10 protein-coding genes are annotated in these 14888 nt (G+C 38.1%); 7 read left to right on the top strand and 3 right to left on the bottom strand.

The window, feature by feature from the left end:
- Positions 1-4 precede the first annotated feature (4 nt).
- From MHB51_RS05400 to MHB51_RS05385, 4 genes are all read left to right on the top strand, one after another.
- Positions 5-1867 carry a glycosyltransferase gene (locus tag MHB51_RS05400; protein WP_342559168.1) on the top strand — a complete coding sequence of 621 codons (1863 nt, stop codon included), beginning with the start codon at positions 5-7 and terminating at the stop codon, positions 1865-1867.
- Positions 1864-3615 (top strand): polysaccharide deacetylase family protein, encoded by a 1752-nt coding sequence (locus MHB51_RS05395; RefSeq protein WP_342559167.1) that lies wholly within the window; start codon positions 1864-1866, stop codon positions 3613-3615. Before MHB51_RS05400 ends, MHB51_RS05395 begins: the two co-directional genes overlap by 4 nt.
- A gap of 21 nt (positions 3616-3636) precedes the next feature.
- Positions 3637-4677: a glycosyl hydrolase family 18 protein gene (locus MHB51_RS05390; protein WP_066171488.1), complete on the top strand. Its 1041-nt coding sequence runs from the start codon at positions 3637-3639 to the stop codon at positions 4675-4677.
- Positions 4678-4782: 105 nt separating this feature from the next.
- On the top strand, positions 4783-4989 hold the full coding sequence (locus tag MHB51_RS05385) for a hypothetical protein (protein ID WP_342559166.1): 207 nt from the start codon (positions 4783-4785) through the stop codon (positions 4987-4989).
- An 81-nt stretch (positions 4990-5070) separates the two neighbouring features.
- On the opposite strand, the gene MHB51_RS05380 is transcribed toward MHB51_RS05385, so the two are convergent.
- Entirely contained in the window at positions 5071-5619 is a 549-nt protein-coding gene (locus tag MHB51_RS05380; RefSeq protein ID WP_066171485.1) for a flavodoxin family protein, read from the bottom strand.
- A 147-nt stretch (positions 5620-5766) separates the two neighbouring features.
- Here MHB51_RS05380 and MHB51_RS05375 point away from each other — a divergent pair, with 147 nt between their 5' ends.
- Positions 5767-6942, top strand: coding sequence for an MFS transporter (locus tag MHB51_RS05375; protein ID WP_107942436.1), 1176 nt, complete (start codon positions 5767-5769; stop codon positions 6940-6942).
- Positions 6943-7002: 60 nt separating this feature from the next.
- Here the strand turns inward: MHB51_RS05375 and MHB51_RS05370 are convergent, their stop codons facing one another.
- Positions 7003-7842, bottom strand: coding sequence for a TetR/AcrR family transcriptional regulator (locus MHB51_RS05370; RefSeq protein ID WP_342559165.1), 840 nt, complete (start codon positions 7840-7842; stop codon positions 7003-7005).
- A gap of 92 nt (positions 7843-7934) precedes the next feature.
- Between MHB51_RS05370 and MHB51_RS05365 the strand changes: the two genes are divergently transcribed.
- A complete protein-coding gene (locus MHB51_RS05365) occupies positions 7935-11024 on the top strand; it encodes an efflux RND transporter permease subunit (RefSeq protein WP_066171477.1) in 3090 nt (1029 codons plus the stop codon).
- A 244-nt stretch (positions 11025-11268) separates the two neighbouring features.
- On the top strand, positions 11269-12606 hold the full coding sequence (gene lpdA, locus MHB51_RS05360; protein WP_342559164.1) for a dihydrolipoyl dehydrogenase: 1338 nt from the start codon (positions 11269-11271) through the stop codon (positions 12604-12606).
- Between the two features lie 793 nt (positions 12607-13399).
- Here lpdA and MHB51_RS05355 read toward each other — a convergent pair.
- The gene (locus MHB51_RS05355) at positions 13400-14686 is read right to left on the bottom strand and encodes a replication-associated recombination protein A (protein ID WP_066171463.1); all 1287 of its coding nucleotides are present in this window, start codon (positions 14684-14686) and stop codon (positions 13400-13402) included.
- Positions 14687-14888 lie beyond the last annotated feature (202 nt).

The following is a 14888-nucleotide window of genomic DNA, read 5'->3' as shown; positions in this document are numbered from 1 at the left end:
ACGGATGAAAAAAACAAAAGAAATATTAATGACACCAAGAGCTGATAGACGTATTTTGTCAAATATCCCTGATCCAGAAAATGTACGAAGCTTAGTTAATCGTCGAGGAGCTGCTTATCAGCAGTCCGAAGTTAATATAACAGATGTGAATGAAATCTTTCGCTTACAATCATTAAGTTTGCGATATATTTCTGCCTTTCCCGTAAAAATTTTGCCAACACGCAAGCAAAAGAAAATCTCGCATCACTTTTATTCTGAAGATATTTCGGTAACAGGTATTCTTATTTATTCTGACGTACCAAATGCTTTTCGAGTAGATGAAGTAACGACGATGCGCTTTAAAATCCCAGGTGGTGTAATGCCAGAGGGCTATGAAGCGAATGTTAAAATACAAGCAAAAATGATTCGGGCATTTGAAAAAGAAGTAGATGGTAAAACACGCTATTATTATGCATACGAATTTTTGCAGCCTTTAAATGAATATATGGTGAAAAAGCGTTGGGGTATGTCAATCTTTGTTGCAAGTTTAGTGCTGTTCGTTGTCGCGCTTATTGTTGTGTTAATGCGTGCAGAGAGCGTTATTTACTTCCAATTCAATAAATTTTTATACTTTTATAGTATTATTGCGGCGACATTTTTATTAAGCCGCTATCTATTCGGCATGCTGTTTCGCAATGTTCCAATTAATCCAGATTATGAGCCTGGTGTATCGATTATTATTCCTGTGTTTAATGAGGAACAATGGATTCACCGTACCATTTTAAGCTGTATTAATCAGTATTACCCTGTCGACAAGCTGGAAGTGATTGTTGTAGATGATTGCTCCACTGATAAAACAGAGGAGAAGGCAAAGGAAATGATTGAGCTTATTAATAACGAGGGAGAACGCTTTAAAACGAAAGAGCGTTTGACATTTTATAAGCTGCCTCAAAACGGTGGAAAGCGGGAAGCGCTTGTTGCGGGGGTGCATATGGCGAAGCATGATTTAGTTGTATTTGTTGATTCTGATAGCTTCCTAGAACCAAATGCGATACGCAATATTGTGCAGCCTTTCCAAGACCCTAAAATGGGTGGAGTAGCTGGGCGTACTGAAGTAGAAAATAAATTTACTAATGCTTTAACAAAGCTCCAAACGGTCAGATATTATATCGCTTTTCGTATTATGAAAGCAGCAGAATCATGGTTTGATACAGTTACTTGTTTATCAGGACCTTTAGCATGCTATCGTAAAGACCTTGTCATAAAAAATGAAGAGGCATGGCTAAATCAAAAGTTTCTTGGTCAGCCAGCTACATTTGGGGACGATCGTAGTATGACAAACTATATTTTAAAAACACATCGCACAGGTTATCAAGATAATGCGGTATGCTCTACGATTGTTCCATCTGATTCGAAGTCCTTTTTATCACAGCAAATGCGTTGGAAACGTTCATGGCTAAGAGAGTCATTACGTGCCTTCACATTTATGTGGAAAAAAGAGCCGTTTATGTTTTTATTTTTTATTGTTGGTTTAATTGTGCCGATTGCCGCACCTATTGTCGTCGTTTACAACTTGCTTTGGGTGCCAATAACATATGGTATTTTCCCAACAACGTTTCTTGTAGGGCTACTTTTGATGGCAATGCTAATGAGTTTGGCACATTTATATTTTAGGAAAAGTAAACTATGGGCATTCGGCTTTATCTTCGTTTTGTTTTACGAGTTTATTTTACTATGGCAAATGCCTGTTGCTTGGGTGACATTTTGGAAATCAACTTGGGGTACTCGTGAAACACCGCAGGACGTGTTAGAGCGAGAGAAGAAGCAGGCAAGAAAAGAAGAACGTAAGAAGAAATGGAAAAAGAGAACTATAGGTGAGAATGAATGAGAAAAAATAATACAGTGCTAAATCCACAAAGTAAAAACCGTAAAAAAGTCATTCGTTCCATCATTCAGGCGGTTATTGTAATCTTACTTGCGACCATTTTAATTCGTGCTATCTTTTTAATCAATAAGTTTGAAGAAGAAACGATACCATTGATAAATGAAGATGGCTTTGTTGCTCTATCATACTTTGGGGTTAGTAGAGGGGAATCACCAAAATATGTATCGAAGGGCAATTTAGACAAACAATTATCATTACTAGAAAAGCAGGGCTATCAAACAATTTCACAGCAGGATATTATCGATTTTTATGAGCAAGGCAAACCATTACCTGAAAAAGCTTTATATTTATCGTTTGAGGATGGACGAACAGATTCGAGTATTTTCGCTCAAAAAATATTAGAAAAATTGAATTACAAAGCAACGATGTATACGTACGCCAATAAAATGGATACGAAAGATACAAAATTTTTAAAGCCTAAGCACTTGAAATTAATGGAAGATAGTGGATTTTGGGAGCTTGGGTCAAACGGCTATCGCTTAACGTATATTAATGTTTTTAACGATGAAGGGCAATCGTTAGGCGTTATTGATGAAAACGATGTGCCTGACAAAATGATGATTGAATACTATAATCATTATTTAATGGATTTTATTCGTGACGAATATATGATTCCTACAGAAACAAGAGCGGAAATGGAAGCCCGTATTGCAACAGATTATCAGTTAATGCATGATATTTATACAGAAACCTTAGATGAAATGCCAAAAGCATATGCGATTATGCATGCAAATTCACTTTACAATAATATGGATTCGCTCGTGGAAAATGCGAATGATCAGCATATTAAAGAGCTGTACAAAATGCATTTTAATCTGGAGCAGGATGCTTATAACGAGTCAGATGCAGACATTTATAATTTGAGTAGGCTTCAAGTTTCACCATATTGGTCAACAAACCATCTAATGATGAAAATTCAGCAAGCTAGTAATAAAAATGTTGAATTTGAAATAGGTGATTCGAAGCTTGCAGAACAATGGACACTTGCAAATGGTGCAGCAGAGTTTTTAAATAATGAGATTATTTTGACATCCTTGCCAGCAACAGAGGGCACATTATTTTTAAAGGAAGCAATGCCAGAATCCTATAATTTTGAATTTGATTTTTATGGCAATGTTGTTGGAGAGCAGTCTGTTTATATTAATTATGATGCTACGACGAACAGCTATATTCGCGTAATGCTAAAGGATAATGAAATCATTATCTATGAAAAGCAGCCGAATAAACAAGAAAGTGAAATAGAGCGACATATGCTTGCAGAAGTAAAATGGAGTGGAGAGGATTATGCCTTCAATAAGGCGACGGTGTATTCTTATAATGATACGCAGCGAGGCTCACGCATTGATGAAGAGGAATATCCACGCAATTTAAAAAATCGCCGCCATTTATCACTGCAAGTAGGGCGAGGCGAGTTTAAACTAACGGTAGATCAGGAGCTATCAGCAAATATCTCGATTAATGATACAATCCAAGGCGGGCAAATTGGTTTTGGCGCATCGTATTCTAAAAAAGATACGACGCATGAGCAATATGCGGATGATATTTATGATACAGTGATAGAGAATATCAAAATAACAGATGTCGAAGAACAAATCGTATTTACAAACCAATATACAAAATTTGACCGAGTAAAGTATAATATAACTACATGGTTTAATAGTCTAGTAGATTTCTTCATTGAAACCTTCTAAAGCTCTGGAGGGCTTATAAAAATGAAAAATATATTCACTTTTTTTGCTATAGCAATTGTTGTACTAGCTGGATGTAGTAGTAGTGAGGCGAAGAAGAGTCACCAAGAGGAAGCAAATAAACCTAAATTATCAATTTGGCTCCCAGAATGGCAATTAAAATCAACTGTAGAAAATATTGAGAATTCCGCTGAAGGTTTACAAAGTTTACGTGTTTTTGGTGCTTATTTTAATGCGCAAGACCAGCCATTTTTAACGGAAACAGCAGAAAAAATTCACAAGCATATGTATGATAATTTTCGAGATAGCCACTCAATACTTTTAACATTTATTAATGATTATGTTGTAGAGGGTAAACCTTCCGTCCAAAAAGATAGCACGCTGCTGCATCGCCTTGTAAAGGATGAACAGGCGAGAAAAAAGCATATTGACGATATAATTGCTCTGACCGAAAAGTTTCCTGTCGATGGCGTAGAAATTGATTATGAGAAAATAGCTAAAGAAGATACAGCCAATTATATTTTATTTTTGCAGGAGCTTTATACGGTATTGCAAAAAAGAGGTTTATCAATGCATGTCGTCTTAGTGCCAAGCTTCCCATTTGAAAATCCTTTGCCAGATGGGCCGAGCTATACAGTAATGGCATATAATGTGCATGGTTATCATAGTGGTCCAGGTGCAAAAGCAACATTTACATTTTTAGATCAGCTGCTTGTAAAAATGGAAAAATCGAACCAGCACTTTAGTATTGCCTTTGCAACAGGTGGTTTCACATGGCCGAAAAGTGGTAAAATAATCGCTTTAACAGGGGATGAAGCAGAAAAATTAATCGCTTCAACAAAATCGGCAACAAAGCGTGATAAAGATAGCCATGCTGTATATTTCCAATACAGTGATAAAGGAATGGATTATGAGGCATGGTATGCAGATGCGGAAACTTTACAAAAATGGATTACCTATGTACAAGAAAAAGACGCAAAATACGAGCATTTTGTATTATGGCGTGCAGGTGGCTTAAGTGCGGGTGCTGTTGAATGGATTGCAACACATGAAAATAAGGAATAAGTAGACGAAGGTGTCCAGAGCCCTCTTTAAAAAAGTCGATTTGCCACCAAAATGTGGTGAAAATCGACTTTTTTCTTTAAAAGAAAAGTATAAACTTTTGCTTCAATGTCAAAGCAAGTAGGCGAGGTGACTTTCTACCGAAAAGTGCCTGTCAAGCCAGCAATGAATCCCCCATGCAAGCCACCGCGAAACAGCACGTGGCAGCTAAAAAATAGCGAACCGCCAATAGAACCGGCGAAAGCGCCAATAGACTTACAAAAACCGCCAATAGTAGACGACAAGCCGCAAATATATTCAAAAAAGGATAAATAGGTTTATGTTTTAGTATTTGAATCGCGGCCCTTGGCACAAGAAAATAGGGAGTGTTGCTATTTCCCTTGAAGGCGCAGCTTGTTAGATGCCTTGCTTCAGTTGTTGATTCAAATAATGCGCCTGCTGAATTGCTTGCAGGTCGCTGCTAATTGTGCCGGGCTTACGTGCTTCTCCAATAAGATAAGAATAAAATTCGATGCCTAAGAAGTCGAATGTGTACTGACATTGCTGAATAAGTGGCAAGCCTTTAATACGTGGTTGGTCGCCACCAACTGCGATAACTACAGCCTTCATCGTTTTTAAATGCGCTGTAACATTTGGATAGCGTGTGTCGCGGATGGCATGGCTAAAGCGGTCAATCACATTTTTCATTGTGCCAGACATACTGTACCAATAAATCGGCGTTGCTAAAACAAGCATATCGCTTCTTAAAATCGCCTCCAACACCTTCGTATAATCATCGTCGACAGGATGAAAGCCTTCAGGTGTATGACGTAAATCTTCAATTGGCTTGATGTGAAGGTCTTTTAACTGAATTGCCTCATAAGGTAAATCCTTTAACGCTAAATGAGCCAATTCTTCACTATTGCCATCATTTCTTGTACTGCCTGTTAATAGTAAAATTTTCATCTACATACCCCTTTTTCATGTTATCTGAAAGTAACTATCCTAACAAGCTATAGCTTTTCACATAAATGTAGTATATGCTAAAAAGATTATTGTATTGACGAAATTATTAGGAAATTTCAAATTTAAAGGACATGAAAGGATGCGTCAATGAAACCGTTATATTATTTTCATCCACTGGTGTGGATTATTTTAAGTGGCACTATTTTCACACGAATTGCTAGCTTTATGACAATGCCATTTTTAGCGATTTATTTACATAATGTGCATCATGCATCGCCGATATTAATTGGTTTTACAATAGGTGTCGCGCCACTCTTTGCGACATTTGGTGGTTTTTTAGGTGGTTACTTAACGGATCGCTTTGGTCGTAAAATTGTTATTATTATAACAATTTTTGTTTGGGGAAGCGTGTTCTTTGGCTTTGCATTAACGACTTTTGCACCAATATTTGTTCTTTTAAATGCCATAAATGGGCTATGTCGCTCCTTTTTTGAGCCTGCGACACAGGCATTAATGATTGATTTCACAGAAAATGAGAAGAAGAGACGGTTATTTTCGGTACGCTATACAGCCATTAATATTGCGGCGGTTATTGGACCGTTAATTGGGGTAATGATTTCGACTTTAGCAAGCCCGGTTATTCCATTTGTTGTGACGGGTGTTATGTACAGTGTCTATGGCTTGTTTTTACTTAGCATACTAAATAAATACGAGATGCGCCAAAAGCGATTGGAGAACGGGAAAAATATTAAGGTCATTTTACATGTTGTTTTCTCTGACTATAAACTATTGTTATTTTTAGCTGGTGGTACATTGATAGGTTTGGGCTATGCCCAGTTTGATTCAACATTACCACAATTTATCCAGCTTACATTAGAGGATGGTGTGAAACTTTATTCATTACTCATTTCATTGAATGCGGTTGTTGTTTTAATTTTACAATTACCAATCAGTATATTGATGGAGAAAATTTCAATTTTAACATCGCTTATTATTGGTATCATTTTCTTTGCATTCGGCTTAATGATGTTTGGAATAGCGAATGCGGCTTGGTTATTTATTGTAGCGTTAGTTATTTTTACGATTGGTGAAATCTTCACTTTTCCTATGATGAATGCTGTTATCGAAGAAATTGCACCTGAAACCCAGAAGGCTACTTATTTAGGAGCATCGCAATTAAAAAACATCGGAGGCTTTATAGGGCCTGTGTTAGGGGGCTGGTTATTAACTCATTTTCAAGGTCAGCTATTTTTCATCATCGCATTACTTGTGTTAGTAAGCATCCCATTTTATAAACGTGCATTTCATTTACCAAATAGCTGATAAGTGATTTTAAAATTTCCGTATAATGAGGTTGTCCGAAAGCAGGCTAGTGTGCCGCTCTCAGACAATCTTTTTTATATATTTTCTAACGAGATAACAAAACCAATTGCATACGGGGTCTGCCTGTAAATTAGCAATCATTCCTTGTAAAATGGCTACGCGTGGATGAGGGGATTGTAACTGCTCAGTAATAATTGTTACTGAGTCTTGCAGCAATTCATCATCTAAATAAGAGCGTAAAATCCCTGCTTCCTGCAAAATGTTCTCTAATGTAACTAGTGGGTCTGCTGTTGTATGCAGGGCAACCATTTCCTTTGTAATAAAAGGCGTTTTTGTATGCATTGCAATAATAGTTGTTTTCTCTACAAGTGTTTTGGCAAGCGCTTGTAAGTCATAAGGATAATCGCTAGCCTTTTGAAACATATGCTCCGCATAGCCAGAGATAAAGCCGCGAACAATGATAGCTAAATCATAAACATGCTGTGCTGATTGGGGATAAAGCTCTAGCAAAATGTTTTCAATTAGCTTGTTCATCATCCGATCGTAATGCGCCATTTTTTGTATCAGCTCTTCACTCATAAACTGCGTATGCTCTTTGAAAAAAACAGAGGCTAATATGATATGCTCCTGGACGATTGAAAATGTATAATAATAGTAATTATAAAGCTTTTGTTCAGGGTTTTGGCCTTCATTGACTGATTGGTCAATTCGCGATGCGACATCTTTCACAAAATAGTCAATAATTGCGATAATAAGCTCATCTTTTGACTTGAATGATAAATAGAAGGCTCCTTTTGATATGCCACAAGCATCTGTTATTTGTTGAACGGAAGTAGCGTCAATCCCTTTAGCAGCAAAGAGTTGTGCGGCCGTTTCTAAAATAAGTTGCTTTTTTGACATAATTTTAACCACCTTTCTTAATTGACAACTGACTGATTAGTCATTATTATAGGATTTGTGAAAAAAAGTGTCAAGGAAGGGTTGGTATAGACGTGCGTTCTTTAGTGAATTTTGTTGTAAAAAACAAATTAGCTGTATGGTTATTAACGATTATTGTTACCGTTTCAGGTATTTATTCAGGAACTAGAATGAAGATGGAGTCAATTCCAGATATTTCGATTCCATATTTAATTGTAGTTGGTGTTTATCCAGGTGCAACACCAGAGCAAGTAATGGATGATTTATCCATTCCATTTGAGAAAAAAGTGGAAAGCTTAGAGGATGTGAAATCGGTATTTTCAACCTCATCATCTAACGTTTCGCAAGTACAAATAGAGTATGATTATGGCGTTGACATGGATGAAAAGAAGCGCCAATTAGAGTCTGCTTTAGATGATGTGGTATTGCCAGAAGGAGCACAAAAACCTTCTATTATGGCAATCAGCATGAATATGATGCCTGTTGCTGCACTATCAGTGAGTAGCTCAAAAGAGGATATTGTAGAGCTTACTTCAACAGTTGAAGATATTTTACTTCCTAAAATCAACAAAATTGAAGGCGTTGCATCAGCTTCAATTACAGGTCAGCATATTGAACAGGTTTCATTCAAGTATGATGAAGCAAAGATGGCTGAGCTAGGCTTGACTGAAGAAACTGTTAAGCAAATGATTCAAGCGAGCGATATGGCATTATCGCTAGGTTTATATGAGTTTACAGTAGGTGAGCAAGCTGTTTCTGTAGATGGTAAAGTAAAATCGGTTGATGAGCTAAAGGAGCTACTTATTCCGGTTACGCCATCAGAAACGAATCCATCTCCATTTGTTCGCTTAGGTGATATTGCGACAATTGAAGTGGAAGGTAAAGTACAATCCATTTCACGCACAAATGGTGAAGATTCTATTGGTCTTCAAATAATTAAAGCACAAGATGCAAATACTGTAACAGTAGTAAATGCAGTAAAAGATTTAATTGAAGAAGAAACGAGCAAAATTGATGGTTTAATTATTGATATATCGCTTGACCAAGGAAAACCAATTGAAGATTCTGTATTTACAATGATTGAAAAAGCGGTATTCGGTGGTGCGATTGCCGTATTAATTATTTTACTATTTTTACGTGATTTCAAATCGACGATTATTTCAATTATTTCAATTCCGGTTTCTGTATTTATGGCATTGCTATTATTGAACTGGATGGATATTACGTTAAATATTATGACTTTAGGTGCGATTACAGTGGCGATTGGGCGAGTGATTGATGACTCCATCGTCGTCGTTGAAAATATTTATCGACGTATTCACCTAAAGCAAGAGAAATTAACAGGTCGCGCTCTTATTCGTGAAGCGACAATTGAAATGTTCAAGCCAATTTTCTCATCTACATTAGTAACCGTAGCGGTATTTGCTCCACTTATTTTTGTAGGTGGTATGATTGGTGAGCTATTTATGCCGTTCGCTTTAACGATGACATTTGCTCTAGGGGCTTCACTGCTCGTAGCAATTACAATTGTACCAGCGTTATCTCACTACTTATTCCGCAAAAAAATATATGGTGAGAAAGTAGAAAGCCAACATAAAGAGGCTGGCAAGCTAGCATTATGGTATAAAGGCATATTAGAAAAAGCATTAAATCATAAAATTATTACGTCAACAATTGCAATTTTAATGCTTGTTGGTTCACTAGCATTAACACCGTTAATTGGCTTTAGTTTCCTAGGTTCGCAGGAAGAGAAGGTTATGTATTTAACTTATACTCCAGCAGCAGGTGAGCTGAAGGATGAAACTGAGGAAAATGTAAAAATTGTTGAACAGGAATTATTGAAGCGCAAGGATGTCGAGATTGTGCAAATTTCGATTACGGATGCTGAAAGTGCTGACCCAGCTACGATGATGATGGGTGGCGCTGGTGGTGGGGCATTAATGTATTTAATTTTTGACCCAGATATGAAGGATTTCCCTGCTGCTCGTACGGAAGTAGAAGATTATGTGTTTAATATCGGGCAGAGCGGTGAATGGAAGTCACAAGATTTTGCTTCAATGAGCATGGGCTCTAATGAAGTAAGCTATACATTGTATAGTGAAAATCTTGATAATTTACGTACATCAGTTCAACAAGTAGAGGACGCATTGCGTACAGTTGATGGCTTGGAAGATATTAAATCAGACAATGAAAACCCTTATGTAGAGCATGTTTTAAAAGTAGAACAGCAAAATGTTCTTCAATATGGCTTGACGACAGCTCAAATTGTGATGGCTCTAGCGCCACAAGGGACAACTGAAACATTAACGACTGTCGAGCATAACGGAAAAGATATTAATGTAATTGTAAAGCGCGAAGCGAAAGCTGCTGCTAAATCAATTGATGATATTTTAGCGACAGAAATTCCAACTGCACTAGGTACAACAATGAAAATTGGTGATTTAGTAGAAGTGGAAGAAGGAACTACTTTAAATTCATTAACTCGTTCAAAAGGTGAATATTTCGCAACAGTCAGCGCGAAAATTACCGACAATGATATTTCAAAGGCTACTACGGCGGCTGATAAAAAAATTGATGAATTAGATTTACCAAAAGGTGTAACAACAGGCGTTTCTGGTGTTGCAGCAGATATGGAAGAAGCGTTTACGCAATTAGGTATTGCGATGCTTGCTGCGATTGCGATTGTCTACTTCATTCTTGTTGTGACATTCGGTGAAGGTTTAGCACCATTTGCGATTTTATTCTCATTACCATTCGCGGTAATTGGCGCATTTGTTGGTTTATTCGTAACAGGTCAAACAATTTCAGTATCAGTTATGATGGGGCTGCTCATGTTAATTGGTATCGTTGTCACGAATGCGATTGTCCTAGTTGACCGTATTATCCATATGGAACGCGACGGTATGACGATGCGTGAGGCAATTTTAGAAGCTGGTATGACACGTTTACGCCCAATTTTAATGACAGCAATCGCGACAATCGGTGCAATGTTACCAATGGCATTCGGTAGCGCAGGCGGCGGTCTGATTTCAAAAGATTTAGCGATTACAGTAATCGGTGGTTTACTATCTTCAACATTATTAACATTAGTAGTTGTACCGATTGTGTATGAATTACTTTCAAAAATGCTGAAGAAGAATCGTAAAGATATTGAGACGAATTAAAAGGGGATTGATGTCCAAAAAGCGTGCTGAGGCACTGCTTTTTGGACTTTTTGTTTATGTTTTATGAAAAAATGACTTTCCACCAACTAGTTCGAAAAAACCTGGATTAAAGTTAGTTGAGGTGCAATTTTTGTATGAAAGGTATCTTCCTTTAAGAGGACGGTCTTGATTTTCCATTATATATGCATTTCTTATGGCAACAATAAATAGGAAATGGTATCGTAGTAAAAAAGGAGGAGAGGTTATGGAGCATTATCATATTGCCATTATTGGAGCTGGCCCCGGTGGCTATGTTGCAGCGATTCATGCCGCGAAGAGCGGCTTAAAGGTGGCGCTGATAGAAAAAGATAAAGTCGGTGGTGCTTGTTATAATGTTGGCTGTATTCCTTCAAAAATTATGCTAGAGCATAGTAAATTAGTGCAGGAAATTCGCCGCGGCACGGATTGGGGCATTACAGTGCCGACAATCGATATTGATTTTCCTAAATTAATGCAGCGTAAAGATGCCGTTGTAGCAGAGCTATTAGATAATATCGAAGGCTTTATTGAAAGCGCCCAAATTACGATGTATCGTGGGGAAGCAAGTGTGACAGCGGAGCGTAAAGTGATGGTAGGTGAGCAAGCGCTTACAGCTGACAATGTGATTTTAGCAACAGGTAGTCGTCCATTTGTGCCGCCTTTTAAGGGAATCGAAACCGCAAGTTATTATACGACGGACACATTTTTCGGAGTGAAGGAGCTACCTAAGCAACTAACAATCGTTGGCGGTGGTGTCATCGCAATTGAAATGGCCTTTGCATTAGCGCCAATGGGAACGAAAGTGACTGTATTAAATCATAGTAAAGATATTTTACAAACAGAGGAACCTGATGCGCGACCTTTAATTCGTCAACGTATGGCACAGCTAGGCATTGAACTTGTCACAGATTTCACATTTGAAGAAATTCGCAGCAATGAAATACATACATCTATAGGAACATACGTATATGACCACCTTTTATTTGCCACAGGTCGCCGTCCAAATACACAAATTGCAGAAGCTTTGGAATTAAAAATGGAAGGTCGCTTAATTGCAGTTAACAATCATTACGAGACGAGCATTCCAGGCATTTTTGCGATTGGTGATTTAGTTGGTGGCTTCCAATTAGCGCATTCTGCAAGTGCGGAAGGTGTGCATGCAGTAGATTATATTTTAGGCAAGCATCCGCGCGCTATTAACCAACAGGAAATTCCGCGCTGTGTCTACACACACCCTGAAATTGCAACATTTGGAATGCTAGAGCACGAAGCACCAGCAGACGCAATCGTTACAAAAATGTACTTGCCGACAAATGCTAAAGCATTGCTTGAGGGAAATATACAAGGCTTTATGAAATTTGTAGCAAGCCCTGAAGGTGATATTTATGGAGCCTGTGTCGTTGGAGATGGCGCTACGGAGATGATTAATGCTATGCTTGCATGTAAAATTACAGGTGGCTCTGTCAAAGATTTAGCCCGCATGATTTTCCCACATCCAACAGTAAGTGAGCACATCGGTGATGCGGCACGCGCTGTCTTTGGTAAAGCAATTCATTTGAAATAATAATAATAGTTTGGTATATTGAAATTTAGGTGCCAAACCTATGTAAAGCTCAAGCTTTACAACAGAAGCCTCCACTAACAGCACGGATTTGCTGGGAAGCTTCTGCAAGAGAGCAGGGAGATGAGCCCCTGCTCGTTTTTATTTCTCCTCAAAATCTTGGCCTAGTGAAATAGGTCACTACAGCCATCATGTAAAAGAAGAAATTCGACATGATTAGTACAACTAAAAAATCATATTGCAAAAAGAATGCCTGTATTAAAATTGTGAAGGAAATGGCTAAAATTAAAGCATGTTTAAGTTTCCCTTTCTTGCTAAAATAAGTTTGGAAAATAATAAAAGTAAAAGTCAGAAAAATCGGGAAATAAAAATTCGCTAAGTCTTGAAGAAAAGCCATCTAATTCCTCCCCTTCATCTTTAATTTAACTTCTTTAAGGGAAACATTTTTCACAGGAAAGCTCACTTTGTCATGAGCATTCTCTGCTTTCACTACAATTAAAGTGTGTATGCCTAATAAAAAAATGTTTCATTCTGTAAAAAGCTAATGAACAACCGTTGTTTATGTAATTAACATACTTGTAATTTACTGTAATTATAAGTGTGTTTATTTTAATTGTCCAATCAAATTCTTTCGTTTTGGCAGCGCATTAAAATAAAGCTCCTCTATCGCAAAGGAGAAACACCGTTAAAGTTGATGTTTCTCTCATTCTCAAAGAAGGCCTACACTCTTTTCATCCGAGTTAACCCTGTACCAAAACACTATCAAAAGCGTTAAATAAGTCGGCAATCGCACGGCTTATTTAACGCTTCGAAATGATTTAAGTTTCTCGTAAATCCCCGCCATGCGCTTTTCTTCCCCAGCAATAACAGGCTTATAAAATTCTGTGCCAACAAGTTCATCAGGTAAATATTGCTGATTGACCCAGCCGCCAAATGTGCCAATCGGTGTGTCGTGCGGATATTGATAGCCGACATGTCCAAGTGCTTGAGCCCCTGCGTAATGAGCATCTTTCAAATGGTTTGGGATTTCCCCAGTTTTCCCTTCATGAATGGCTGCTGTGGCAGCATCAAGTGCTTGATAGGCAGAATTTGATTTATCGCTTAAGCACATTTCGACGACAGCGGCAGCGAGCGGGATACGTGCCTCGGGTAGCCCAAGCTTCCCAGCGGCGTCTGTGGCAGCGTTAACATGTGCACCGACTGCTGGATTAGCAAGCCCAATATCCTCATAGGCAATGACAAGCAAACGACGACAAACAGCTACTAAATCACCAGACTCTAATAGATGCGCTAAATAATACAATGCGGCATTTGTATCGCTCCCGCGAATGGATTTTTGCAAGGCGGATAATAAATTATAAAAATGAGAGCCGCCTTTATCCCCATAGACACCGATGCGTTTTGCTAAATGTTCTATTGCGCGGTCGTTTAGCGCTGTTACCCCATCCGTTTCATCGGAGGCGTAATAAACCGATTCCAATAAGGTTAATGCTTTACGCGCATCGCCGTTACTTGCTACTGCTATTTTTTGTAGCTGCTCGTTCGTAGCGGAAACGCCAAGCTTTCCGAGACCTCGCTCCTCATCTGTTAGCGCTTGTTGCAATAATGCACTGACATCCTCAATTGTTAAGCGTGTGAGCTGTAAAATTTCTCCACAGCGTGAACGGATAGCGGGGTTGACACTATGAAAAGGATTTTCGGTTGTCGCTCCAATTAAAACGATGGAGCCATTTTCAACATGAGGAAGTAATGCATCTTGCTGCAATTTATTAAAGCGATGGATTTCATCTAAAAATAAAATAACCTTGCCTGACATTCTGGCATCCATCACTACTTGCTCGATATCGCTTTTTCCTGCTTGAGTGGCATTTAAAGCGAAAAATGGCAGCTTTGAGCTACCTGCAATTGCGCTAGCAATGGATGTTTTGCCTACACCAGGTGGTCCATATAGCAGTATGGATGGCACGTGACCATTTGCAATCATTTTATAAAGGGCACTTCCCTTGCCAATAATGTCCTGTTGTCCTACAATTTCGTCTAAATTACGTGGTCGCATTTTATAAGCTAAAGGTTCATTGTGCATGTATACCACCAACTTTCTACGTCTATCATCATTTTATCACGTACGGATTGAAGCTTCACTTTATAATAGTGTATTTTCAATTGGAAGGAAAGTAGATACTTCAAATAGAATTTGTATGAATGAAGTCGAAATTTGTATGCATTTCCGAGTGGAATAACAGGAAATGTGTTATAATTAACCGAATGAATGGACTAGAAAATTA

It is taken from the genome of Metasolibacillus sp. FSL K6-0083 (assembly GCF_038630865.1).
In the GTDB taxonomy this organism is placed as follows: Bacteria; Bacillota; Bacilli; order Bacillales_A; family Planococcaceae; genus Metasolibacillus; species Metasolibacillus fluoroglycofenilyticus.
Note: the sequence above shows the minus strand (reverse complement) of the source record. Positions and strands in the feature narration are given on the sequence as shown.

What these genes read in the sequence shown, in the direction of transcription:
- MHB51_RS05400 (WP_342559168.1), top strand. Translation starts at nt 5, where the DNA reads ATGAAAAAAACAAAAGAAATATTAATGACACCAAGAGCTGATAGACGT.
- MHB51_RS05395 (WP_342559167.1), top strand. Translation starts at nt 1,864, where the DNA reads ATGAGAAAAAATAATACAGTGCTAAATCCACAAAGTAAAAACCGTAAA.
- MHB51_RS05390 (WP_066171488.1), top strand. Translation starts at nt 3,637, where the DNA reads ATGAAAAATATATTCACTTTTTTTGCTATAGCAATTGTTGTACTAGCT.
- MHB51_RS05385 (WP_342559166.1), top strand. Translation starts at nt 4,783, where the DNA reads ATGTCAAAGCAAGTAGGCGAGGTGACTTTCTACCGAAAAGTGCCTGTC.
- MHB51_RS05380 (WP_066171485.1), bottom strand. Translation starts at nt 5,619, where the DNA reads ATGAAAATTTTACTATTAACAGGCAGTACAAGAAATGATGGCAATAGT.
- MHB51_RS05375 (WP_107942436.1), top strand. Translation starts at nt 5,767, where the DNA reads ATGAAACCGTTATATTATTTTCATCCACTGGTGTGGATTATTTTAAGT.
- MHB51_RS05370 (WP_342559165.1), bottom strand. Translation starts at nt 7,842, where the DNA reads ATGTCAAAAAAGCAACTTATTTTAGAAACGGCCGCACAACTCTTTGCT.
- lpdA (WP_342559164.1), top strand. Translation starts at nt 11,269, where the DNA reads ATGGAGCATTATCATATTGCCATTATTGGAGCTGGCCCCGGTGGCTAT.
- MHB51_RS05355 (WP_066171463.1), bottom strand. Translation starts at nt 14,686, where the DNA reads ATGCACAATGAACCTTTAGCTTATAAAATGCGACCACGTAATTTAGAC.